Source organism: Gordonia amarae NBRC 15530, from assembly GCF_000241345.1.
In the GTDB taxonomy this organism is placed as follows: Bacteria; Actinomycetota; Actinomycetes; order Mycobacteriales; family Mycobacteriaceae; genus Gordonia; species Gordonia amarae.
This window is the reverse complement of sequence record NZ_BAED01000080.1, coordinates 50,789-75,224: the sequence shown is the minus strand read 5'-3', so window position 1 is coordinate 75,224 and position 24,436 is coordinate 50,789. Positions and strand designations below refer to the sequence as shown.

The following is a 24,436-nucleotide window of genomic DNA, read 5'->3' as shown; positions in this document are numbered from 1 at the left end:
CGGCACCACCTCCCGAGGCGCCCTGCGCCCAGCCCGCAATCAAGGATGGCGACTTGGGACGATATCCGCGAACAACGGAAGTACCCTGCCGCGAGCAGCCATCCGGGATCGGCACCGGGCTGAGTTGTCGACACCATCGGCCGAGTCAGATCACGTTACCCTGGTCCATCTCACGCTCACCGGCGGCACGGCGCCGGATCTCGTCGAGCGCCTCACCGAGTACTTCGGCGTCCCCCCCGGCCAGACTGGGAGCCAGACTCATCAGCGCGGTGACAAATGCCGAGTCCGCATCGGGCAGGGCCGCCGACATGGCGGTTGTCATCGTCGCCAGCGACTGGAAGGTGACCGTGGCCCCGTCCCGGGTGAGCGCCGCACCGTCCGGCGAGCGCAGCGCGGCTGCCGCCACGAGCTCGGGCAGCGGCTGATCGTCGTCGGCGGGTGACTCGCTCGCAGCCGCACGTTCGGCCTCAGTGGCGATCGAGATGTCGCCGACCACGATCTGCGGATCCGCACAGATCTCCTCGAGCACGCTCAGGTAGCGCTGCGCATGCCGGGCGATCGTTTCCTCATCGAAAAGATCTGTGGCATAAACAAACTCGCCACGCATCGGGGCACCGGGTTCGCTGAGCCCGGAGTCATTCGGCAGCAGGGTCAGTTGCAGGTCGACCTTCGCCGCGACGAGTTCCTCCGACAGCGGGGAGATCTCCAGCCCGGCCAGCTCGACCACCGGGAACTCCATGTTCTGGAATGCGAACATCGCCTGGAACACCGGATTGAACGAGGCGCTGCGCGGGGTGCCGAGCTCGGCCACCACCGACTCGAACGACACATCGGTGTGCGCCATGTCGGCCAGGTCATTGCTGCGGACCCGTTCGATGAGACCGGAGAACCGCTCGGCCGGATCGACCTCGGTGCGCAGGGCCAGCGTGTTGACGAACATCCCGACGATGTCGTCGAGCGCCGGCATGGAGCGGCCCGCGTACGGGGTGCCGATGACGACGTCGTTGCGTCCGCTCAGCCGGGTCAACAGAATCGCCAGGGCCGCGTGGGTGACCATGAACAGAGTCGTATTCCGCGCCCGCGCGATACCTTCGAGTGCGTTGACGAGACGCGCGGGGATCTCGAACCCGACGCGCGCACCGCCGAAGGTCGGTACCGCCGGACGGGGCCGATCACTGGGCAGGTCGAGACGCTCGGGTGCCCCCGCCAGGCGGCGCTTCCAGTAGGCCATCTGCCGGTCGCGTTCGGGTACCCCGTCGTCGTCGCACATAGCCAGCCGCTCGGCCTGCCATTGCACATAGTCGGCGTACTGGACCCGCAACGGCTGCCAGGACGGTGCGTGGCCCTCGGCACGAGCCGAGTAGGCGGTCATGAAATCACGCGCGAGGGGTCCGAGCGACGAACCGTCACCGCTGATGTGGTGGATGACGAACACCATCACATGCTCGGCCGGGCCGACACGGAGCAGTGCCAGCCGCACCGGCGGCGCGGCGACCACGTCGAAACCTTTGCCGGTGACCTCGGCGATCGCCTCGTTCACCGGACCGCTGATATCGACCGGTGTGAGTTCGAGTCCGGCCACCACCTCGTCGGCCGGGCGGATCACCTGGGTGGGCATCCCGTCGATCATCGGGTAGCTGGTGCGCAGCACCTCCTGACGGCGGATCAGGTCGCCGGCGGCGTCCCGCAGCGCGCCGAGATCGAGATCGCCGGCCAGTCGTAGCGCGAATGCGATGTTGTAGGCGGCCGAATCGGGGTCGGCCCGGTTGAGCAGCCACATGCCGCGCTGCGCATCCGACACCGGCACCAGCTCGGCCCGCTGCCGGGCGACCAGCGGCGGCATGATGTGACCCGCGGTGAGCGTTCCGATGGCCTCGGACATGCCCGCGACGCTGGGTGCCTCGAAGAGCGTCTTCACCGGAACCGGACGGCCGATCACATTCGACAGCGCCGCCGCGAGCTTGGTCGCCGACAGTGAGTTGCCGCCGAGCTCGAAGAATCCGTCATGGACGCTGACCCGCTCGAGCCCGAGTGTCTGCGCGAACACGTCGGCGATGACGCTTTCGAGCTGGGTCCGCGGTGCGACGAAGTCCGTCACCCGCGTGAAATCGGCGGTTGGCAGCTTCTTGCGGTCGATCTTGCCGACGGGTGTCAGCTCGAACTCATCGACCACGACCACCGACTGCGGCACCATGTGCGAGGGCAGGGACTGCGCCGCGAAGTCGATCACGTCATCGGGGAAGAGGGTGCCGCCTTTGACCGGGGTCACATACGACACCAGGACCGTCGCACCGGCCGGACCGGGAACGCCCATGCTGAGCGCATTGGCGACACCGGGATACGTGTTGAGCACCGCGTCGACCTCGCCCGGTTCCACGCGCATACCGCGGACCTTCATCTGGAAGTCGCCGCGGCCGTGGTACACGAGCCTGCCGTCGGCGAGCCGCCGCACCCGGTCGCCGGTCCGGTACATGCGGGTGCCCGTCCCGAACGGATCGGCGACGAAACGCTCGGACGTGAGCCGCATCCGGTTCAGGTAGCCCAGGACCACCTGGTCACCGGTGAGATACAACTCACCGATCACCCCGGTGGGCGTCGGACGCAGACCCGCGTCGAGCACCATCGCCCCCACACCCGCGGGCGACCGGCCGATGGTCACCTCTTCGGTGGTGGTCATCGGGCCGATGTAGGTGGCGAACACCGTGGCCTCGGTGGGGCCGTACGCGTTGAAGAATTTGCGGCCGGCGTCGGTCCAGCGGCGGACCAGGTCGGGCGAGCACGGCTCACCGCAGCTGACCACGACCTGCACCGACGACACCTGCTCCGGCGCCACCGTGGACAGTGCCGACGGCGTCATCACCACGTGGGTGACACGGTGCTTGGCGATGAGCGCCTCGAGTTCCTGCCCGCCGTAGGTGTAGCGGTCGGCGACCACCAACGGCTCGTCGGTGGACAGCGCCATCATGAGCTCGGCGACCCACACGTCAAAACTCGTCGACACCACATGCAGCACACGGGAAGTGCGCGCGACGTCGAAGATCTCGACGCACCGCTCGGCCAGGTTCTGCAGGCCCCGGTTGGGCACAACGGTGGCTTTGGGGGCACCGGTCGAACCGGAGGTGTAGATCAGGTAGGCCGGATCGTCGAGCTGCGGCGGCCTGCGCAGTTCCGCGTCATCGACAGGGGTTTCCCGGTGACCGGCGAGCCTCAGCTCACAGACGCTGTCGTCCAGCACGATCCAGTCGATCCCGCCGTCGCCCGCGGCCTCGGTGGCCGTGGTGGTGATGCCGACGGCCGAACGCGAGTCGGCCAGCATCGTCTCCCTGCGTTCCTGCGGGAACTCCGGGTCGATACTCACGAAGGCCGCACCGGTCTTGATCACGGCAACCGCCGCCATCACCGACAGGTGTGATCGTGGAATCGCAAGTGCGACAACATCTCCCGGACCGATTCCGGCCGCGAGCATGTCACGCGCCAGCTGATTGCTGTGCATGTCGAACAGTTCGTTGCTCACGGTGGCGGTGCCGACGACCGCGGGCCGCTGCGGATCCGCGGCGGCGAGCGCGTCGACCACGAACTCGCGCAGTGTCCGCGGTGCGGCTCCGGCACTGTGCCGGGTCAGCGCCGAGATCTCGTCGGCGGGCAGGATATCGATCGACCCCAGCGGGCGATCCGGGTCGGCGATCATCCCGTCGATGGTCGCGGCCAGGTACTCCGCGATCCGCTCGACCGTCGAACGCTCGAAAAGATCTGTCGAATAAGAGAATTCAAGTTCGATGCGGTCGCTGTCGGCGCCGTTTCCGCGGAACTGGACCGCCGAGACGCTCAGGTCGTACTTGGCCGCCGGAACGCGGGCGTCGAGAACCTCGATCCCCTCGGTGCGCAACGCCCGGTGGTGGTCGGTGGTCATGGTGAAGATGGCCTGCACCAGCGGGCTGTGGGCCAGCGTCCGGTGGGTGGCCACGGCATCGACAACCTGCTCGAACGGTGCCTGCGAGTGTTCGAGAGCCCGGGTACGCACCCGGCCCGCCTCGCGCAGGAAACCTGCCACCGTCTGCCCCTGCCGGACCTGCGTGCGCAGCACCACCGTGTTGACGAACATGCCGATGAGTCCGGCCGTCTCCGGCTCGTCGCGGCCCGCGACAGCGGTACCCATCGAGATGTCGCCGCTGTCGCCGAGCCGGGAGAACACCGCGGCAAGCGCGGCATGCAGAACCGTGAACGGGGTGACGTCGTGCGCCCGCGCGAGGGCGCGCACGCCCGCGGCCGTCTTACCGTCGAGCACGGTGTCGACGAAGGCACCCACACCTGTGGGGATGTGCGGCCGGGGATGGTCGACGGGCAGGCTGAGCACTTCGGGTGCACCGGCCAGTTCGTCGGACCAGAACGCCAGTTCCTTGTTGAGCCGCGAGTTCTCGTCGTCGGGAGCGCCGAGGACCTCACGCTGCCACAGCGCGTAGTCCGCGTACTGGACGGGCAACGGCGCCCAGAGCGGGGCCTGACCGGCCAGCCTGGAGGCGTAGGCGGTCATCAGATCGGTGATCAGCGGTTCGAGCGACGCACCGTCGCCGGCGATGTGATGTAGCACAATCGCGAGCACATTGTCGGAGACCGTGCCGGCATCGATCACCTGGAAGATCAGGAACCGGACCGGAAGCTGGGAGGCGACATCGAAGCCGACCATCACCTCTGAGCTCAACGCGGAGTCGAGTTCTGCCACCGATACCCTGCGCACCGACAACGCCGTCTCCGCGACTGCCACCTCCACCGGAATGATCTCCTGCAGCGGCTCACCGTCTACGGCCGGGAAACGGGTGCGCAGCGATTCGTGCCGCATCACCACGTCGGCCACCGCCGAACGCATCGCATCGACATCGACGTCGGCGCCGAGCCGGACCGCGCCCGGCATGTTGTAGGTGGCCGCGGACGGATCCATCCGGTTGATGAACCACAGCCGGGTCTGCGGATACGACAGCGGGATCCGCTCGGGACGCAGGGCTGCGCGCAACGGCGGCCGGTCGTCGGCGCGCTCGGCGTTGTCGATGGCCGCGGCCAGTTCGCCGATGTCGACGCTGTCGAACACCTCGTTCAGGGCGACCGCGGAACCGAACTCCTTACGGACCCGGGCGGCGAGCCGGGCCGCGGTGAGGGAATCGGCACCAAGAGAGAAGATGTTGTCCCGCAGGCCGATTCGTTCGATGTCGAGGAGCTCGGACAGCAACGCCACCAGTCGGCGCTGGGTGAGAGTCGTCGGCTCGACGAACTGAACCGAATCGTCGGCGGTGAATATCGGGTCCGGCAGCGCGGACCGGTCGAGTTTGCCCGACGAATTGACCGGGAACTCGTCCAGGACGACGACGGCGGCGGGCACCATGTAGCGCGGCAGGTGCCTGCGGCACCAGCGCAGCAGCGAGGCCGAAAGATCCTCGTCGACGGTGGTCCACGGGTTGGGCCGGGCATAGGCGACGAGCGTGGGTGCGCCCAGGTCGGTACGGACCACCACGACCGCACTGTCGACGCGACCCTCACCGAGCAGCGTCGCCTCGATCTCACCGAGCTCGACCCGCTGACCGCGGATCTTGACCTGGAAGTCGGTGCGACCCAGGTAGTCCAGGTCGCCGTCGGCGTTCCACCGGACCAGGTCGCCGGTCCGGTACATCCGCTCGCCCGGCACGAACGGGTCGGCGACGAACCGGCCGGCCGTGAGTGACTCCTGCTTGACATAGCCGTCCGCGAGCTGAACACCGGCCAGATACAGTTCGCCGGCAACGCCGACCGGGACCTGGCGCAGGCGTGCGTCGAGAACGTACGTGCGGGTGTTAGGGACCGGGGCACCGATGGGAATCGTGTGCTCAGCACCGGCGACCTCGTAACCGGTCACCTCCACGGAGGCCTCGGTGGGGCCGTACAGGTTGATCAGCAGGGCCTCGGACTCGGCGACCACACGCCGGGCCAGCGGCGCGGGCAGACCCTCACCGGAGGTGAAGACGCGGCGCACACCCGACGGCAGCACCGGTGCACCCGGTTCGGCGGCGTCGACGAACACGTCGAGCATCGACGGCACGAAGTGGACGTTGGTCACCGACTTGGCGCTGAGCACCGACCGCAGGTACTCCGGGTCACGGTGGCCGTCGGCACGGGCGATCACCATCCGGGCACCCACCTGCAGCGGCCAGAACAGCTCCCACACCGAGACGTCGAAGGTGAACGGGGTCTTGTACAGCACCGAGTCGCCGGCATCGATCGGGTAGCGGTCCTGCATCCAGGCGAGCCTGTTGGCCACCCCGGCCATCGGTACCCCGACACCCTTGGGGACGCCGGTGGAACCTGAGGTGAAGATCACGTAGGCACTCGCACCGGGCGGTAGCTCGGGCGAGGTGACAGCAACGGGATCGGTTCCGTACACGGTCGGCTCCGAACGCAGCCCGACCTTGGCAAGGTAGTCGGCGTCGATGACCAGGGAGGGCTCGGCGGTCTCCAGGACCAGCGACCGCCGGCCGTCCGGGGAGGCCGGGTCGATCGGCACATACGCACCACCGACGGTGAGCACCGCATAGATCGCGGCGACCTGCTCGATCCCACGATCGAGCACAACGGCGACGCGGTCGACGGGCCGGACACCGTCGTCGACCAGGCGCGCAGCCAGCACCCGCCGCAGTCCGTCGAACTGTGCGTAGGTCCAGTCATGGGTGTCGTCGCTGATTGCGACACGATCGGGATGCTCGGCGACCCGCGCCGCGAACAACCCGAGGAGACCGTCGGGCGCGAGCTGCTGCTCGGTCCACCGCCGTTCGGGGCCGGTGGCGAGTTCGATCAGCCCCGAGTGCTCACCGGGCAGCAGGATGTCGACATCGCGCACATCCACCGCCAGGTCGTCGAGCAGGCGCGCGACGAAGGCCAGGAACCGCCGGTGATGGGTATCGATCTCCGCGGGCGAATACAGGTGCGGATTGCCGTGCAGGTCAACGACCAGCTCGGCACCCTTGCTGGCCTGATACAGGTTGACGAGCAGGTCTTCGAGGATGCCCGAGGTGAGGATCCGGTAGTCGACGCTCGCGCCCTCGATCTCGATGGGTTCGTCGAAGAACACCATGTTGATGCGGGGCCCGAAGCCCACCGAGCTGCCGTCCATATCGGCATCGCGCTTGATGTCGTCGGAGCGATAACGCTGATGCCGCAGCGCGCCGGTCATCTCCAGCTGGGCGGCGGCGATCAGGTCGCGCGCGGAGCGGCCCGACACGTCGCGGACCCGAACCGGGAGAATGTTGGACACCATGCCGCCCGAACGCTTGATCTTCGCGGTCGACCGTCCGGTGACGGGAAGGCTCATCACGATGTCGTCGGCACCGGTCATGCGCGAGAGGAACGCCGCGAACGCCGCGGTCAGCACCACGGCCACGGACGACCCGCATTCCTTGGCGACCGCTTCGAGCCGGGCCTGCAACGCCGGGTCGAGCGCCTTGCTCGCGACCACGTTATCGAATGACAGTGCCGCGTTATTGGTGGTCCGGGCCAGCGTGACACGCTCAGGCAGGTCCTGTACGCGGGAGAGCCAGTGCTCGCGGTCGGTGGTGCGGCGAGTGCTGTTCTGATAGGACTGCTCGTACTCGATGATCCCCGCCATGCCGACGACCGGCCGCGCCACCGGTTCTTCGCCGCGCCGGATCGTGTTGTAGCGGTCCACGATGCGCTGCACGAGAACGAGGGCGGCGTAACCATCGACGACGATATGGTGGCTGCGCTGGTACCACAGGGTCCGGTCGTCGGCCACGCGAAGCAGGATGTTGACCACGAACTGGTCGGAGAGCAGGTCGACGGGCTGCCGATACTCGGCGTTCATCCAGGCCAGCGCGGCGGCCACCGGATCGGCCTCACCCCGCAGATCCTTGATCTCGGCGTGCTGGTCGAAGTCGACGTCGACGTACTGCATGGGCACGCCGTCGACCTCGGCGAGCCTGACGAACGGCGATTCGATCTGCTTACCGACCTCCTCGCAGGCGGAGGCGAGCAGTTCGAGGTCAAGACCGCCCGGCGCGTGCCGGATATCGAGGTAGTGCGCGATATTGACCGAGTAGTCGGGCGAGAGATTCTCGGCAAACCACATGCCGCGTTGCGCAGGTGTCAGCGGCAGCATGCCGTCCACCGCGTCGCGATCCCTGTTTGCCCCAACCATCGGAATCAATCCTCCTCGCTACCTCTCTCCACCGTCACCCCTACGGAATTCACCCCGCAGTGGTATGCAGGCAGCGCCGCAAGCCTGTAGCCGCGCCCAAACCCATCGGACAGTGTAGGGGCTGTCGTGTCCGATACCGTCGCCGCACGTCGCCATGCCTGTGCATGTTCGGCACCGGCGGTGAGCACGTTACAGCCCGTCACAGACACCGACCGGGGCCATAATTCGCGATTCCATCGGGTCATTCTGTCACCAGCACGGCCGGTTGGGCACCGAGGTCGGGCTTCCGATTCCCCACCCGCGCGCCTGACCTCGCCATATTGTGGTCCACCTCCTCCTAGGTTCGACCATATGACCGACACATTCCGCACCGCGGCGCAGGTTCGCCGTTCGTGGCGATCCTCGCAATGGTCGCACCTATGTGGTGCGTACCCGACCGGGGTTGCGCGATCCGACAGTAACCTCGCGGGCGGCGGCACACGATACAGTCATCGGGTTTGGTACCCGTCTGTAACTCTGCCGGGGCTGACCGATACAGACCCGAGACACAGCATCGCAGGGACAAGTCCGCACCGGCGGCCACCGAGCCCGACGTATGCTCTGAGACGACGGTCATCGTCAACCTTCCGTGACACACCAGGAGCAGCATGACCCACGCCGACCGGCCAGCGCGCGACCGCGAGGGCGCGTTCGCATCCCGCACCGGCGACGGTCGTAGTCCGGCCACGCACCGATCGGACGGTCAGCCGGCCACGGGTCCGGGGCTGCGGTACCGGCGCGACAACCATGGCCCGGAGGCCCCCGCCGGCCTGCCGGCCCGGCCCGGCGCCAACGGTTCCGCGGCGCTGCCACGCCAGTTCGGGCAGAGACTGCACCACGGCGCCGACGACCCGGACATCACCGACATCCTGCCCGTGGTCCGCGCCGCGAGACCTCCCGCGGCGACGCGGGAGACGCAGCCGGCCGCGGCCCGCGTGACACCGGCCTCCGACGCACCCCCGGCGATCGAGGCCGTGGGCCTGCGCAAGTGCTTCAACGACTTCGTCGCCGTCGATGACGTGAGCCTGGTGGTGCCCTCCGGCAGCATCCTGGCTCTCCTCGGTCCCAACGGCGCGGGCAAGACCACCACCGTCAACATGCTGTGCACGCTGCTCAAACCCGACGGGGGCCACGCCACCGTCGCCGGGCACGACATCAGTAAGGACGCCGCGCAGGTCCGCCGGTCCATCGCGCTCACCGGACAGTTCGCCTCGCTCGACGAGTCGCTCACCGGGCGCGAGAACCTGGTCCTGTTCGGCAGACTCCTGGGCCTGAAGAAGAAGGAAGCCAAGGTCCGCGCCGGCGAACTGCTCGAACACTTCAATCTCGTGGACGCGGGTGACAAGCGGGTGCGCGACTACTCCGGCGGCATGCGGCGCCGGATCGACATCGCGTGCGGTCTGGTCACCTGGCCGAGCGTGGTGTTCCTCGACGAGCCGACCACCGGACTCGATCCACGCAGCCGCCAGGACGTGTGGTCACTCATCGAGACCCTGCGCGACAACGGTGTCACCACCCTGCTGACCACGCAGTATCTTGAAGAAGCCGACATGCTGGCCGACAACATCGTGGTCATCGACCGCGGCAAGGTGATCGCCGAGGGCACGGCCGACGAGCTCAAGACCCGGACGGGCAACGCCTACTGCGATGTCACGCCCGAGTACGCCACCGAGCTGCCCCGGCTGCTGAACACGCTGTCGGATCTGCTCGGCCCCGATCACACCCAGCCACCGGGGCTCACCGTCTCCGTCCCCGCCCCCGACGGTGCCGACACCCTCGTCGAGGTGGTGAGCCGTACCTCGGCGGCCGGGATCCAGCTGTCCGATGTCACGCTACGACGACCGTCCCTCGACGAGGTCTTCCTCTATCTCACCGACCCGGATCAGGCCGGAAAGGGCGACAAGTGACGTCGGAGACCACGGTCGCCGCCGACATCGACACCCGGCTCGTCGGCGTACGGACACCGCCCATCAGCGCCGTCGGCCAGTGGCTGGCGCTCAGCCATCGCGGACTCATCCACGTGGTGAAGAACGGCGAGGTGGTCTTCGCCATCATCTCGCCGCTCCTGCTGGCCGTGTGCTTCTACGTGCCACTGCGGCGCCTGATGGATCTGGGCGGTATCAATTACGCCCAATTCCTGATGCCGATCATCCTGCTGCAGTCGATCGGGTTCACCGGATCGACGGCCGCGATGCGCGTCACGATCGACATGGACCGGGGCATATCGACGCGGTTCCGCGCGCTGCCGATGCACCGCAGCATCCCGATGCTCGCCCGGGTGTCCACCAACCTGCTGTTGCTGGTGCTGTCCATCATCTTCGCCACCATCATCTGCCTGATCATCGGCTGGCGCCCGCAGGGCGGCGTGATGGGCCTGGTGCTGCTGTACTCTTTCGCGCTGGTCGTCGGCGTCGTGGTGAGCATGCTCGCCGACGGTATCGGGATGGTCGCCGGCACCCCACAGGCCACCAGCCAGGTCATCGGCCTGCCGCTGATGATCTTGAGCATGTGTTCGTCCGGGTTCATCCCGCCGGAGCGATTCCCCGAATGGATCCAGCCGTTCGTCCGCAATCAGCCGGTGTCGCAGATCACCAACGCGTTGCGGGCGCTCGATGAGTACGACCTGGACTGGTATCACATCGGGCCGGCGATCTGGTGGTGCGTCGGCCTCACCGTCACGTCCGCGGTCCTGATCGCGGTCGGCACGAGGAAGGCGGCGCTGGCCCGATGAGCACGACCACAACACTTCGCTCGATCACCGCGGCCGAGGTCAACGCCCCACCGGAGTGGACGCTGCGTGGCTGGTGGGAGCATTCGATGGTGCTGGCCGGCCGCCAGTTCCTGATTTGGGCACGGGAACCGTTCACCACCGCGCAGAGCATCCTGATGCCCGCCCTGTCGATGGTGCTGATCAAAGTGGTCATGGGCGACACCATCGGCCGGGCCACCGGCGTGAACAGCGTGTACGGCTCGGTGCCGATGATCATCCTGGTGGGGTCGATGTTCGGGTCGATGGCCACCGCCCTGCGCCTGAACCAGGAGAGTACGGCGGGCCTGCTGAGCAGGCTGTACGTGATGCCCATTCACCGCGGCGCGGACCTGACAGCACGGATCGTCGCCGAGCTGGTCCGCATCCTGGTCACCACCGTCGTGCTGCTCGGGGTGGGTTACCTGCTCGGATTCCGGTTCGCCGAAGGCGTGTGGACGGTCTTCGGCCTCATCGGCGTGGCGGTGCTGTACGGCACGTCGTTCTCGGTGTTCATCATCGCGCTGGCGGTCAACAGCCGGCCGGGTGCGTCGATGGTGCATTATGTGTCGCTGCTGTCGACCGTCCTGATGTTCTTCAACTCCGGCTTCACGCCTGTCGACATGTATCCGGAGTGGTTGCAGCCGATCGTCGAGTATCAGCCGATGTCGCCGGCGATCGACGTCATGCGCGGGTTGGCCTTGGGCGATCGGCCCATCGCCCACAAACTCGTCATCGTGTTCATCTGGTCGGCGATCATGATCGTCCTCTTCATCTACCCGGCGATCCGCGGATACCGGAAGGCAGCCACGGCCCGCGGCTGACCGGAGGCGTAGAGACATCAGGTACCTCACGGACTATCCGTGAGGCCGGAAGTCCCGTCTGCGGATCGCGGCCGTCCGCGTGCTGAGCTAGCCTGTTCGGGTGACCTTGCGGCTGAGTCTGGTGATACCCGTCTACAACGAAGAGCAGTACATCGGCGCCTGCCTGGAGGCTGTCGCCCGTCAGACCGGACCGGCCGACGAGGTGATCGTCGTCGACAACGGATCCACCGACGGCACCCGCGCGGCCGTCGAAGGTTTCGCCGACCGGCTCCCCCTCACGCTCCTGTCGGAGTCCCGCCAGGGCGCGATGTACGCCCGGGACACCGGCTTCGAGGCCGCCACGGGTGAGGTCGTCGGACGTATCGACGCCGACACGCTGCTGGACCCGAAGTGGTGCGCCAACGTCATGGGATACATGACCGACAATGCCGAACTCGACGCCATCGCCGGCAGTCAGTTCTTCTACGAACTCCCCTGGAAGAAGCTGCAGGCACGGCAGCGGCGTGCCGCGCTGGACACGTTCATGAGTACGGAACCGAGTGTCACCGATGCACTGTCGGGAAACAACATGGCCATCCGCAGGACCGCCTGGGAGACCGCCAAGCCGTATCTGGTGGGCAGGCCGGACCTGCACGAGGACATGGACCTGTCTATGGCGCTCAAGAAGGCACAGGCCACCCTGTGGTACGCGCCCCCGGTGTTCGCCGACGTCTCGGCCCGCCGATTCCGGTCCTCCCGCAAAGAGCTGCTGCAGTACGGACAGACCATGATGGACACCGCCGTCGCACACGACGACCAGGAACTCATCACCGCCCTGAAGAAAAACAAGTACGCTATCGGCCTGAACTTCGCGATCCTGTGGGCCATCGAGCAGAACTACGACCCGGACAAGGACCGGATCGTGCCGTTCTTCCTCCGCAAGGACAAGAAGAAGCGGGTCTCACCGGTCACCATTCCGTGAGATAGGCCATCGCCGCACTGCGCACCCGGTCCGGTGTCGCCCGATCCGGCGATGGTGAGCGCGCCGATGAATCGGCTACTCTCGCACGGTGACTTTGCGAATGTCCGTCGTGATCCCCGTGTACAACGAAGAAGACTGCATCACCGAATGCCTCGACGCCGTCGTCGCGCAGACACGGTTGATCGATGAGGTGATCGTCGTGGACAACAACTCCACGGACGGCACCATGGCGATCGTCAACACCTACGCCGACAAGCTCCCGCTCGTGGTGCTCAACGAGCCCGAGCAAGGACTCCTGTACTCCCGGACCACCGGGCTCAATGCCGCCCAGGGCGACATCCTCGCCCGGTTCGACGCCGACACGAGGCTGTCGGAGACGTGGTGCGAGACCGTCATCCGGTACATGGAGGACAATCCTGACCTCGACGCGATGACCGGACCCACGCTGTTCTACGACATTCCCGGATCCAAACGCCAGGAACGCAAGGTCCGTGAGCTTCTTCCGAAGCTGGCGGATGTGCCGCCGGAGAAGGACACGTGGCCGATCTCCGGCAACCACATGATTCTGCGCAAGGGCGCCTGGGAAGCGGTGAAACCGTACCTTCTGAACGATCCCCTCTTGCACGAAGACCTCGACATCAACTGTGCTGCCGACAAGGCCGGACTCACGATGTGGTACTGCCACACCGTTTACGTCTGGGTGTCCGCGCGCCGCTACAGGTCACCGCTCAAGGAACTCAAGCACTACATCCAGACCACCTACGACACGATCGAGGCGCACGGACTCGCCGAGCGCGCCGAATGGTACAAGGGTCAGATGCCCGCCGTCTACAAGAACTTCCGGTTCCGGTGGCTCATCCAGAACAACTACAACCCCGAGACCGGGCACTTCGTGCCGTTCTTCCTCAACCGCAACAAGAAGACCCGCGTCTCCCCGGTCTGATTCACGGGGTCGATGCAGAGACAACTCCGCCCCATCGACATCGTGTTCTGCTGATGTGGATGGGGCGGAGTTGCGTTCGATCACTGTCCGATCACTCGGTGAACGAACCCAATCCCTGCTGGATCAGTCCGACAGACCGCTCCTGATGCTTGGTGAAGTGGAAGTTCTGGAAGAACAGCCGCTCACCGCCCAGGAAGTGGTACGGGCTGGCCACGCGCACCTTCAGCGCGACACCCTGCGGCACGTTGTACGCCACATAGCTGAACCCAGTACGGCCCGGACGGCGCTTCGGGTAGCCGACGTTGCGGGCATCCTTCACGTAGCGGCCGTAAGCGGTGGTGATGTACACGCGGGGTGCACGGTAGTTGTCGCCCCTTGTCCACACGGTGATGTTCACGGCGTTGGTCACCGGGCCGCCGTCGTTGTCCCACGGGGCAGCCGCGGCCTGCCCGGATGCGACGCTCACCAGTCCCGCCGACAGGATCAGCCCCATCAGCGCCACAGTCAGTTTCCTGATCATCGTATTCCTTCCCTCTGCCGGGCCTCCGGCGCGCTTGGGAAGCGTGCCGCGTCGAAATCCGGCGATCACCGCCCCATGGTAGCGATGACGCCACGACGGCCACCAGACCGTCACAGGCCCCCGTTATCTATCGGTCTGCACGGGGCGGTTTGTTACCCGATACTGACCCGATGACCGATCACCGGCCCGAATTGCGCTTCTCCGCCGCGCTGACCCCGCTGACCGCCCGGCAGAAGGCCGACCTCATCGGCACCCTCGGCAGCGCAATGCACGAGGGTCTTGACCCGGACGACGAGTTCGTCGCCACCATGGTCGCGTTGCGCCTGGGTGACCTGAGCCGCGATGAGCTGCTCGCGACGTGGCGCCGGGCCTGACCGTTGTTCCGGCAACGCAAGGCCCGCGCGGCGTGGGAGGCGACCTTCATCCCGGGCACCTATATCCTGGCCAACTCGCTCGGGATCACCGACGCCCGGCAGTTGCAGCGCGCCGAGTTCGAGTTGTCCGCCGACGCCGAGCTGCGCATCCTCGACGGCTCGCTCCAGATCCCCGCGACCTATGACTTCGCCCACCTCAAGGCGTTGCACGTGGCGCTGGTGGGCGATATCTATCCGTGGGCCGGGCAGTGCCGCATCTACGAACTGGGCCGCGGCAGCGTCTCCTTCGCCCCGACCCACGTCATCGACGGTCAGCTGCGCAAGGTGGCCGCGTTCGTCCGGAAGCAGCCCTGGGCGTCCCTGGGGCACGACGAGACGGCGGTGGCGCTGGCGCACGTGTACGCGCGGCTAAACTACGCCCACCCGTTCCGCGACTGCAACGGGCGAGCGGGCAAGCTCCTGGTGCGGTTGCTGGCCCGTGAGCACGGCTGGGAGGTCGACTACTCGCGGGTGGCGATCGCCGACTGGATCCACGGGTCACGGCTGAGCCTGCCCGAGCAGAACGCCGGCTACCACTGGGGCGGCCCCGCCGAACCGGAACCGGACTACCTCGTCCCCGCCTTCCACCAGGCCCTCATCGACCAGCCCTGGTGACGCCCGCGGGAAACAGTGAAGCGACCCGCTCCCCACAGGGGAACGGGTCGCTTCGTGGCGTTGGGAGAACGGCCTACTTGGCCTTCTCCAGCACCTCGACGAGGCGCCAGTGCTTGGTCGCCGACAGCGGGCGGGTCTCCATGATCCGCACGCGGTCACCGACGCCGGCATCGCCGTTCTCGTCGTGTGCCTTGACCTTGCTGGTGGTCCGGATGATCTTCTTGTAGAGCGGGTGGCTCTTACGATCTTCCAGCTCGACCACGATGGTCTTCTGCATCTTGTCGCTGACGACGTAACCGATGCGCTCCTTGCGCCGGTTACGGACCTCAGCCTGGGTTTCGGTCACGTTCTGGTCCTCACTCATGCGTCGTCACCGTCCGGCCCGGCCGCCAGGCCGAGTTCGCGCTCACGCATCACGGTGTAGATCCGGGCGATCTCACGACGCACGGTCCGCAGCCGACGATTGTTGTCGAGCTGGCCGGTGGCCATCTGGAAACGAAGGTTGAACAGCTCTTCCTTCGACTCCTTCAGACGGTCGACCAGATCGGTGTCGGTGAGGTCACGCAGCTCTGCTGCTGCCACTCCCAGTCCCATCAGAACTGCTCCTCTCTGGTGACGATCCTGGTCTTGATGGGGAGCTTGTGCTGCGCGCGGCGCAGGGCCTCGCGAGCGATCTCCTCATTGGGGTAGGTCATCTCGAACAGCACCCGACCCGGCTTGACCGGGGCGACCCACCACTCGGGCGAACCCTTACCCGAACCCATGCGGGTTTCGGCCGGCTTCTTGGTGAGCGGGCGGTCCGGGAAGATGTTGATCCAGACCTTGCCGCCACGCTTGATGTGCCGGTTGATGGCGATACGAGCGGACTCGATCTGCCGGTTGGTGATGTAGGCGCCTTCGAGCGCCTGGATGCCGTAGTCACCGAAGGTGACCTTGGTGCCACCCGATGCCTGGCCCTTCAGGCTGGGGTGATGCTGCTTGCGGTGCTTGACCCGGCGAGGGATCAACATGGGCTAGCCCTCCTGATTCTCGGTGGCCGCACCCGCACCGGCGGTGGCCTCGGCCGGAGCCTCGGCTGCGCGACCCGCCTCGGTGCTGGTGGCGGTGGTGCCCGACGAACCGCTGCGACGCGGACGGCTGGGACGGCGGGGACGACGATCCTCCGAGGCCGGAGCGGCAGCGGCCAGTTCGCGACGGCCGCCGACGATGTCGCCCTTGTAGATCCAGACCTTCACACCGATGCGGCCGAAGGTGGTCTTGGCTTCGTAGAGTCCGTAGTCGATGTCGGCGCGCAGCGTGTGCAGCGGCACGCGTCCCTCGCGGTAGAACTCACTGCGGCTCATCTCGGCGCCGCCCAGGCGACCCGAGCACTGGACCCGGATGCCCTTCACGTTCGGCTGACGCATCGCCGACTGGATCGCCTTGCGCATCGCGCGGCGGAAGGCCACACGGTTGCTCAGCTGCTCGGCGACACCCTGGGCCACGAGCTGGGCCTCGGACTCGGCGTTCTTGACCTCGAGGATGTTCAGCTGGACCTGCTTGCCGGTCAGCTTCTCCAGGTCGCCACGGATCCGGTCGGCCTCGGCGCCGCGGCGGCCGATGACGATGCCCGGACGGGCGGTGTGGATGTCGACGCGGACCCGGTCACGGGTGCGCTCGATCTCCACCTTGGCGATGCCGGCGCGCTCGAGCCCCTGCGAGAGGAGCTTGCGGATGGCGACATCCTCTTTCACGTACTCCGCGTACTGCTTGTCGGCGTACCACCGCGACTTCCAGTCCGTGGTGATGCCCAGACGGAAGCCGTGCGGGTTGATTTTCTGGCCCACTACTAGGCTCCCTTCTTCTTCGGCTGGCGCGAACGGGCGCGGCCCGCGGTTGCCTTCTCCGGCAGCGACTCCACGACCACGGTGATGTGGCTGGTGCGCTTACGGATCCGGAACGCACGACCCTGCGCACGCGGCTGGAACCGCTTGAGCGTCGGGCCCTCGTCGGCGAACGCCGTGTTGACCACGAGGGTCCGGCGGTCGACACCGAGGTTGTTGGTGGCGTTGGCGACGGCGCTCGCGAGCACCTTGTACACCGGCTCGGACGCCGACTGCGGGGCGAACCGCAGGATGTCGAGCGCTTCGTCGACATCCTTGCCGCGGATCAGGTCCAGCACGCGACGGGCCTTCATCGGCGTGACGCGCACGAAGCGCGCCGTGGCCTGGGCGGTCGGGTTTTCAGTCTGTGTGCTCATGGTTACCGGCGCTTCGCTTTCCGGTCATCCTTGATGTGACCCTTGAACGTGCGGGTGGGCGCGAACTCGCCCAGCTTGTGGCCGACCATGTTGTCCGAGATGAACACCGGCACGTGCTTGCGGCCGTCGTGGACGGCGAAGGTGTGACCGATGAAGTCGGGGATGATGGTCGAGCGGCGCGACCAGGTCTTGATGACCTGCTTGGTGCCCTTTTCGTTCTGGGCGTCCACCTTCGCAAGGAGGTGGTCGTCGACGAACGGGCCCTTCTTGAGGCTGCGTGGCATTCTCTAACTCCCTCCTGTGCTTATCGCTTGTTCTTGCCGGTGCGACGACGCCGGACGATCAGCTTGTCGCTGGCCTTGTTCTTGCTGCGGGTGCGGCCTTCAGGCTGTCCCCAGGGGCTGACCGGGTGGCGACCACCGGAGGTCTTGCCCTCACCACCGCCGTGCGGGTGGTCGACCGGGTTCATGACCACACCGCGGACGGTGGGGCGCTTGCCCTTCCACCGCATACGGCCGGCCTTGCCCCAGTTGATGTTGGACTGCTCGGCGTTGCCCACCTCGCCGACGGTGGCGCGGCAGCGCACGTCGACACGGCGGATTTCGCCGGAAGGCATACGCAGCGTGGCGTAGGGGCCTTCCTTGCCCAGCAGCTGGATCGAGGCACCGGCGCTGCGGGCCATCTTGGCACCGCCGCCCGGACGCAGCTCGACGGCGTGCACCTGGGTACCGGTGGGGATGTTGCGCAACGGCAGGTTGTTGCCGGGCTTGATGTCGGCGCCGGGGCCACTCTCGACGATGGCGCCCTGGTTCAGGCCCTTGGGTGCGATGATGTACCGCTTCTCGCCGTCGACGTAGTGCAGCAACGCGATCCGCGCGGTGCGGTTGGGGTCGTACTCGATGTGAGCGACCTTGGCGTTGATGCCGTCCTTGTCGTTGCGACGGAAATCGATGACACGGTAGGCGCGCTTGTGGCCGCCACCCTTGTGACGGGTGGTGATGCGACCGTGCGCGTTACGGCCACCGCGGCCGTGCAGCGGGCGGACCAGCGACTTCTCCGGATGGTCACGGGTGACCTCGGCGAAGTCGGAGCCGCTGGCGCCGCGGCGACCGGGGGTTGTCGGCTTGTACTTACGAATAGCCATAGTTAGTTCTCAGTCCCTACTTTCGAAACCCGGTCAGCTGACCGGACCTCCGAAGATCTCGATGGACTTGCTGCCCTCGGCCAGCGTCACGATGGCGCGCTTGGTGTCCTTGCGCTTGCCGTAACCGAAGCGGGTGCGCTTGCGCTTGCCCTGCCGGTTGAGCGTGTTCACCGAGGACACCTTCACACCGAAGATCTTCTCCACGGCGATCTTGATCTGCGTCTTGTTGGCGTCCGGGTGCACCACGAAGGTGTACACGTCATCCTCGATGAGTCCGTAGGACTTCTCCGAGATCACCGGCGCCAGAATGATGTCGCGAGGATCGGCAATGGTAGCCATGCTCACGCCTCCTCTGTCTTGGCGGTCTTCGTGTTCGCGGCGATGAACGCGTTCAGCGTCTCGACGCTGAACACCACGTCGTCGGAATCGAGGACGTCATAGGTGTTGAGCTGATCGGCGGCGATCGGCAGCACGTTCTGCAGGTTCGCCACGCTCTTCCACGCGGTCAGATCTTCGCGCGGCAGCACCACCAGGAACTTGGTGCGGTCGCTGAGCGACTCCAGGAAGGAGCGGGCCGACTTGGTGGACGGAACCTGTCCGGCGACCAGTTCGGTGATCACGTGGATGCGCTCGTTGCGCGCCCGGTCCGAGAGGGCTCCGCGCAGGGCGGCGGCCTTCATCTTCTTGGGGGTGCGCTGGCTGTAGTCACGCGGCTGCGGGCCGTGGACGGTGCCACCGCCGGCGAACTGCGGTGCGCGGGTCGAACCCTGGCGAGCGCGGCCGGTGCCCTTCTGGCGGTACGGCTTGGCGCCGCCACCGCTGACCTGGCCACGGGTCTTGGTCGCGTGGGTGCCCTGACGCTTGGCGGCCTGCTGGGCGACGACGACCTGGTGCATCAGCGAGATGTTGGCCGGTGCGTCGAACAGCTCGGCCGGGAGGTCGACGGTGCCGTTGACGGAGCCGTCGGCGGCCTTGACCTCAAGCGTCAGCTTGGTTGCGGATTTGGTCAGATCGGTGCTCATTACGCACCACCCTTCACTGCGTCGCGGATCACCACGATGCCGCCCTTACGGCCGGGGATCGCGCCCTTGATCAACAGCAGACCGGCCTCGGCGTCCACCTTGTGGACGGTGAGGTTCTGCGTGGTCACCTTGTCGTTACCCATGCGACCGGCCATCCGCATGCCCTTGAACACGCGGCCCGGGGTGGCGCAGCCACCGATGGAACCGGGAGCGCGGTGCACGCGGTGCACGCCGTGGCTGGCGCCCAGACCGGCGAAGCCGTGACGCTTCATGACGCCGGCGAAGCCCTTGCCCTTGGAGGTGCCGGTCACGTCGACCAGCGCTCCGTCGGCGAAGATCTCGGCGGTCAGCTCCTGGCCGACGCTGAACTCGGCCACATCGGCGACGCGGATCTCGGCCAGGTGCCGGCGCGGGGTGACCCCGGCCTTGGCGAACTGACCGGCGACAGGCTTGGTGACCTTGCGCGGATCGATGGCGCCGTAGGCGAGCTGCACGGCGGTGTAGCCGTCCTGCTCGGCGGTGCGCAGCTGGGTGATGACGTTCGGGCCCGCCTGGACGACGGTGACCGGAACGACGCGGTTGTTCTCGTCGAAAACCTGGGTCATGCCGAGCTTGGTGCCCAGGATGCCTTTGGTACTCGCTTGGTTGCTCATGTCTTTTCTCGCCCCCGCCCTACTGGATGTTGACGTCGACGCTGGCCGGAAGATCGATGCGCATCAGCGCGTCGACGGTCTTCGGCGTCGGGTCGAGGATGTCGATGAGTCGCTTGTGAGTGCGCATCTCGAAGTGTTCGCGGCTGTCCTTGTACTTATGCGGCGAACGGATGACGCAATACACATTCTTTTCGGTGGGCAACGGCACCGGGCCGACGACGCGTGCACCCGTACGGGTCACGGTCTCCACGATTTTGCGCGCCGAAGCGTCGATCGCCTCGTGGTCGTAGGCCTTGAGCCTGATGCGGATCTTCTGTCCCGCCACGCTGTGTCCTCTTCCGTCAGTTGTTCTCGACAGACAAACACCGCGTGGCCGCTTACAGCCGGATGCCACCAAAGCACCCGGACATCGGCGCGTGAGGCCGACGGTCACATGACCACCCGTGTGAGATTCGGGGATCGACGCTGTTCATCTATCGTTGTACGTTGGCTCGCTACAGGAGCGAACCCGTTGTGCTCCGGCACCCGCGGTCGGGCGTGTCGTGGCCGTGAACCTGATGGTTGCACGCGGAACACGCCAAACCCCGTGTCGGGAGCCTGGGAGTCATTCACCTCGCCCGAGACCGCAGTTCACCGCGGCGCCGGTCAAGGCAACCCGACAATTATGCACCATCGGGGGTGCCCGGTTCAAATCCGTACGTCTCGCACCTTCGCACCTGCTCCGAAAACCGATCACCTTGCCGGTTGAGGTGCGAAGAGCCGCTAGGCGATGAGCCTCGAAACCAGGTGAGACGACATTGTTCGCTCACGGGGTTTCGAGGCTCGTCGCTAACGCTCCTCACGCCTCAACCGGCGAGGGGTCGGCTTTCCCGCATCGGCGGCCGGCAAGCCCTGGTGACTCAACCGGCGGTGGGGCGGCCCGGCGCGTCCGCATCGGCATCGGTGACGGCGGCCTTGACAGCCCCCTCCTCGGCGACAGCAGGCTTCTCGATGTCGATGGTCTTACGCAGCGGCCGGTTCGGGATGAACAGGATCGCGATGATCGCGGCCGCGGCACAGGCCGCGCCGATCAGGAAGATGGTGGCCGTGGCGTCACCGTAGGCGTGCCGGATGACGTCCGCGACGGGCGCGGGCAGCGACTTGATGTCGAGGTTGCCACCGCCGGACTGCTTGCTGGTGTCGATGCCCAGCTTGGCCAAGCCGCTCTCGGACAGGTCGGCGACATGGGTGGCCAAGACCGAACCGAGCACCGAGACGCCGATCGCACCGCCGAAGGTCCGGAAGAACGCGACGTTGGACGAGGCCGCGCCGATGTCCTCGACACTGACGGTGTTCTGCACCGCCAGAACCAGGTTCTGCATCAGCGAACCGGTGCCCAGGCCCATGATGAACATGTAGATGCCGATCAGCACGATCGGGGTGGCGTGGTCGATGGTGCCCAGCAGCCCCAGACCGATCGTCAGCAGGATCGAGCCGCCGATGATGAACGGCTTCCACTTGCCGAAGCGGGTGATCATCTGGCCGGAGACCATGGTGCCGGTCAGCATGCCGATGACCATCGGAATGGTCAGCAGGCCGGCCTCGGTGGGGCTGTAGTGCCGCGCGGTCTGGAAGTACTGCCCCAGGAAGGTGATGGCGCCGAACATGCCCAGCCCCACCATGACCGAGGCGATGATCGCCAGCGCGGTGGTGCGCTCGGTGATGATCTTGAGCGGGATCACCGGATCCTTGGCCCGCGATTCGACGAACACGGTCAGTGCCAGCAGCGCGACGCCGCCGATCACGTAGTAGGCGCTCTCCGGCGAGATCCAGGCGTAGTAGTCGTCCTTGCCGGCGAACGAGACCCAGATCAGCAGCACGCTGACACCGGCGGTCATCAGGGTGGCGCCCAGCCAGTCGATGGTGACATTGTCCTTGCGCTGGGTCTCCAGGTGCAGGGTGCGCTGCAGTAGCCCGAGCGCGATCACCGCAAGCGGGATGCAGACATAGAAGCACCAGCGCCAGCCGAGCGGGCTGTCGGCGATGACGCCGCCGAGCACCGGGCCACCGGCCATGGCGACGGCCATCACCGCACCCATATATCCCGAGTACCGGCCGCGCTCACGCGGCGGGATGATCGAGCCGATGATCGCGACCACCAGCGCGGTCAGACCGCCCATGCCCAGGCCCTGGATGACGCGGCCGACGAGCAGCAGCTCCATGTTGTGGGCCGCACCGGCCAGCGCCGAACCGGCCACAAAGGTGATCAGCGAGACCTGGACCAGCAGCTTCTTGTTGAACAGGTCCGACAGTTTGCCCCAGATCGGGGTCGACGCCGCGTTCGCCAGCAGCGCCACGGTGACCACCCACGCGTACTGCGTCTGGGTGCCCTTGAGATCGCCGACGATGGTCGGCAGGGCGGTCGCGACGATCGTCGTCGACAGCAGGGCCGTGAACAGGCCCGCCAGCAGGCCGGTCATGGCCTCGAGCACCTCGCGGTGCGTCATGGCGGTCGGCGCTGCCGGTTCCGCCGCGGTACTGGTTGGTGAACTCATTTCTTTTCCTCTACTGCTTCACTGCCGTGAAAGGCTTCTTCTATTACGGCGTCGCCCGGGAACCCCGGGGCGGCCGCGTCAGGTCATTCGGCGATCGCGCGCCGGAGCGTGACGATGGTGGCGAGTACGTCGCGGGCCTGGTCGTCGGACCAGTCGGTGAACTTCGGCGCGTAGTCGTCGGCGCGGTGCTCGAGCGCGGCGTTGAGCCGGTCCCTGCCCGCCTCGCTGATCTGGACGAGGCTGACCCGTCCGTCGTCCTCGCTGCGGGTGCGTTCGATCAGGCCGTCACCGGCCAGGACCGAGATCTGCCGGCTCAGCGCGGATTCGCTGATGCACAGCCTGTCCGCCAGCTGGTTCTGCCGCAACGCCCCATGGGAGTACAGCGTCCACAGCACGCCGACGAGTGGCGCGGGCAGATCAACCCTGGCCGTCGAGCGCTGGGCCATCAGGCGCGCCGCGCGCAACAGCAGCGACATCTCGTCGATGAGCTCGACGACCGTCTCACGTCGCGGCGCCATTGGCAAAGCCTTTCTATATAGTTGATTGACGAAAGTAAATGTACGCCGCTCCGCCGCCGCCGTCACGTCCGTGCTCGAGTGACGTTCGTCCCACCGGCCGCTCAGGGGCTGCCGGGGGCCTACCGGCCGCCTCCCTTCACGCTGCCGTCGCACGCGCGCGGCCTTACGCTTCTCAGGTGACCCGACAGACCGTGCCGCACGCTCCGGCGACGGCGTCGACTCCGCATGCGCCCGGCTCCAGGAGGTGGTGAGCGATGCCCCCTCGCCCGGTGTCCAATCACCTCATCGCCCAGCTCGCCGAGACCCGCTCGGGCAACACCCGGGCCAACGTCCTCGAGGAATTGCGCCGGCTCATCCTGTCCGGGTCGGTGCCGCCGGGCACGCAGATCCCGCCGGCGGAGGTGGCGTACGCGTTCGCGGTCAGCGCCATCCCGGTGCGCGAGGCACTCAAGACGCTGATCGGTGAGGGCCTGGTCGATCACCGGCCGCACGGCGGATACAACGTGAGCCTGCTGTCGGTGGAGGAACTGCACGAGATCTACTTCGTGCGCGGGGTCCTGGAGGAGGCCGCACTCGCCCGCGCCGTCGCCAGGGTCACCGACGACGACCTGGCGCTCGCGCGCGGCTATCACGAGCAGTTGCTGACCGCGACCAGGTTCGGCGACCGCAAATCCTTTCACGACGTCTCGCGCGAGTTCCATCGGCAGTTGGTGCTGCCGTGCGCGATGCCGCGGCTGCTCAACATGTTCGAGTCGACCTGGAATCTCACCGAACCGTTCCAGGTGATGCGATCGGTGTCCGAGGACGTCCAGAACACCCTCAACGACGACCACGCGCGGATACTCGATGCTGTCGCCGCCCGGGACACCGATACCGTCCTGAACCTGGCCCGCGAGCACCACGCCCGCCTCGGCGACGCGATCGCCGGCGCCGAACCGGACCTCACCCTGCGGCCGGACCATCCTGATACCCGGTAGGTTTCAATCCCACTCCGGCAGCGGTACGCCACGATAGCCCGGAATGTGGGAAATACCCACCCCGATCAGACCGCCGGATCGGGCAAATATATCCGCGAGGTAATCGCCGAGTAAC

At 66.8% G+C, this 24,436-nt stretch carries 23 protein-coding genes; 8 read left to right on the top strand and 15 right to left on the bottom strand.

Going from position 1 to position 24,436, the window contains the following annotated elements; translation table 11 throughout:
* Positions 1-145 precede the first annotated feature (145 nt).
* Entirely contained in the window at positions 146-8,173 is an 8,028-nt protein-coding gene (locus GOAMR_RS23355) for a non-ribosomal peptide synthetase (RefSeq protein ID WP_005193604.1), read from the bottom strand.
* Positions 8,174-8,820: 647 nt separating this feature from the next.
* On the opposite strand from GOAMR_RS23355, the gene GOAMR_RS23350 reads away from it, so the two are divergent.
* From GOAMR_RS23350 to GOAMR_RS23330, 5 genes are all read left to right on the top strand, one after another.
* Positions 8,821-10,119: an ATP-binding cassette domain-containing protein gene (locus GOAMR_RS23350; protein WP_005193603.1), complete on the top strand. Its 1,299-nt coding sequence runs from the start codon at positions 8,821-8,823 to the stop codon at positions 10,117-10,119.
* On the top strand, positions 10,116-10,943 hold the full coding sequence (locus GOAMR_RS23345; protein WP_005193601.1) for an ABC transporter permease: 828 nt from the start codon (positions 10,116-10,118) through the stop codon (positions 10,941-10,943). Before GOAMR_RS23350 ends, GOAMR_RS23345 begins: the two co-directional genes overlap by 4 nt.
* The gene (locus GOAMR_RS23340; protein ID WP_005193599.1) at positions 10,940-11,782 is read left to right on the top strand and encodes an ABC transporter permease; all 843 of its coding nucleotides are present in this window, start codon (positions 10,940-10,942) and stop codon (positions 11,780-11,782) included. Before GOAMR_RS23345 ends, GOAMR_RS23340 begins: the two co-directional genes overlap by 4 nt.
* Positions 11,783-11,882: 100 nt before the next feature.
* Positions 11,883-12,743, top strand: a complete 861-nt coding sequence (locus GOAMR_RS23335) for a glycosyltransferase family 2 protein (RefSeq protein WP_005193597.1) — start codon at positions 11,883-11,885, stop codon at positions 12,741-12,743.
* Between the two features lie 88 nt (positions 12,744-12,831).
* Positions 12,832-13,686: a glycosyltransferase family 2 protein gene (locus GOAMR_RS23330; protein WP_138943870.1), complete on the top strand. Its 855-nt coding sequence runs from the start codon at positions 12,832-12,834 to the stop codon at positions 13,684-13,686.
* Between the two features lie 91 nt (positions 13,687-13,777).
* On the opposite strand, the gene GOAMR_RS23325 is transcribed toward GOAMR_RS23330, so the two are convergent.
* Positions 13,778-14,206: a hypothetical protein gene (locus tag GOAMR_RS23325; RefSeq protein WP_005193594.1), complete on the bottom strand. Its 429-nt coding sequence runs from the start codon at positions 14,204-14,206 to the stop codon at positions 13,778-13,780.
* A 170-nt stretch (positions 14,207-14,376) separates the two neighbouring features.
* Here GOAMR_RS23325 and GOAMR_RS23320 point away from each other — a divergent pair, with 170 nt between their 5' ends.
* Positions 14,377-14,580, top strand: coding sequence for an antitoxin VbhA family protein (locus GOAMR_RS23320; RefSeq protein ID WP_005193592.1), 204 nt, complete (start codon positions 14,377-14,379; stop codon positions 14,578-14,580).
* A gap of 3 nt (positions 14,581-14,583) precedes the next feature.
* Positions 14,584-15,234: a Fic/DOC family protein gene (locus GOAMR_RS23315; protein ID WP_005193591.1), complete on the top strand. Its 651-nt coding sequence runs from the start codon at positions 14,584-14,586 to the stop codon at positions 15,232-15,234.
* A 73-nt stretch (positions 15,235-15,307) separates the two neighbouring features.
* Here the strand turns inward: GOAMR_RS23315 and rpsQ are convergent, their stop codons facing one another.
* From rpsQ to GOAMR_RS23250, 13 genes are all read right to left on the bottom strand, one after another.
* On the bottom strand, positions 15,308-15,598 hold the full coding sequence (gene rpsQ, locus GOAMR_RS23310; protein ID WP_005193590.1) for a 30S ribosomal protein S17: 291 nt from the start codon (positions 15,596-15,598) through the stop codon (positions 15,308-15,310).
* A complete protein-coding gene (gene rpmC / locus GOAMR_RS23305; RefSeq protein ID WP_005193589.1) occupies positions 15,595-15,828 on the bottom strand; it encodes a 50S ribosomal protein L29 in 234 nt (77 codons plus the stop codon). Before rpmC ends, rpsQ begins: the two co-directional genes overlap by 4 nt.
* On the bottom strand, positions 15,828-16,244 hold the full coding sequence (gene rplP / locus GOAMR_RS23300; protein ID WP_005193588.1) for a 50S ribosomal protein L16: 417 nt from the start codon (positions 16,242-16,244) through the stop codon (positions 15,828-15,830). Before rplP ends, rpmC begins: the two co-directional genes overlap by 1 nt.
* A gap of 3 nt (positions 16,245-16,247) precedes the next feature.
* The gene (gene rpsC, locus GOAMR_RS23295; protein ID WP_005193587.1) at positions 16,248-17,060 is read right to left on the bottom strand and encodes a 30S ribosomal protein S3; all 813 of its coding nucleotides are present in this window, start codon (positions 17,058-17,060) and stop codon (positions 16,248-16,250) included.
* Positions 17,061-17,062: 2 nt separating this feature from the next.
* A complete protein-coding gene (gene rplV, locus GOAMR_RS23290) occupies positions 17,063-17,473 on the bottom strand; it encodes a 50S ribosomal protein L22 (RefSeq protein WP_005193586.1) in 411 nt (136 codons plus the stop codon).
* A gap of 2 nt (positions 17,474-17,475) precedes the next feature.
* Positions 17,476-17,757, bottom strand: a complete 282-nt coding sequence (gene rpsS / locus GOAMR_RS23285) for a 30S ribosomal protein S19 (RefSeq protein ID WP_005193585.1) — start codon at positions 17,755-17,757, stop codon at positions 17,476-17,478.
* Positions 17,758-17,777: 20 nt separating this feature from the next.
* Positions 17,778-18,617: a 50S ribosomal protein L2 gene (gene rplB, locus GOAMR_RS23280; protein ID WP_005193584.1), complete on the bottom strand. Its 840-nt coding sequence runs from the start codon at positions 18,615-18,617 to the stop codon at positions 17,778-17,780.
* A gap of 33 nt (positions 18,618-18,650) precedes the next feature.
* Positions 18,651-18,956: a 50S ribosomal protein L23 gene (gene rplW / locus GOAMR_RS23275; protein ID WP_005193583.1), complete on the bottom strand. Its 306-nt coding sequence runs from the start codon at positions 18,954-18,956 to the stop codon at positions 18,651-18,653.
* Positions 18,957-18,958: 2 nt separating this feature from the next.
* Positions 18,959-19,639, bottom strand: a complete 681-nt coding sequence (gene rplD / locus GOAMR_RS23270) for a 50S ribosomal protein L4 (protein ID WP_005193582.1) — start codon at positions 19,637-19,639, stop codon at positions 18,959-18,961.
* The gene (gene rplC / locus GOAMR_RS23265; RefSeq protein WP_005193581.1) at positions 19,639-20,292 is read right to left on the bottom strand and encodes a 50S ribosomal protein L3; all 654 of its coding nucleotides are present in this window, start codon (positions 20,290-20,292) and stop codon (positions 19,639-19,641) included. The genes rplD and rplC overlap by 1 nt, the downstream gene beginning before the upstream one ends.
* Positions 20,293-20,311: 19 nt before the next feature.
* Positions 20,312-20,617: a 30S ribosomal protein S10 gene (rpsJ, locus tag GOAMR_RS23260; protein WP_003938093.1), complete on the bottom strand. Its 306-nt coding sequence runs from the start codon at positions 20,615-20,617 to the stop codon at positions 20,312-20,314.
* Between the two features lie 574 nt (positions 20,618-21,191).
* Positions 21,192-22,826, bottom strand: a complete 1,635-nt coding sequence (locus tag GOAMR_RS23255; protein WP_005193580.1) for an MDR family MFS transporter — start codon at positions 22,824-22,826, stop codon at positions 21,192-21,194.
* An 83-nt stretch (positions 22,827-22,909) separates the two neighbouring features.
* On the bottom strand, positions 22,910-23,344 hold the full coding sequence (locus GOAMR_RS23250; protein ID WP_005193579.1) for a MarR family winged helix-turn-helix transcriptional regulator: 435 nt from the start codon (positions 23,342-23,344) through the stop codon (positions 22,910-22,912).
* Between the two features lie 254 nt (positions 23,345-23,598).
* On the opposite strand from GOAMR_RS23250, the gene GOAMR_RS23245 reads away from it, so the two are divergent.
* On the top strand, positions 23,599-24,321 hold the full coding sequence (locus GOAMR_RS23245) for a GntR family transcriptional regulator (RefSeq protein ID WP_005193578.1): 723 nt from the start codon (positions 23,599-23,601) through the stop codon (positions 24,319-24,321).
* Positions 24,322-24,436: the final 115 nt, after the last annotated feature.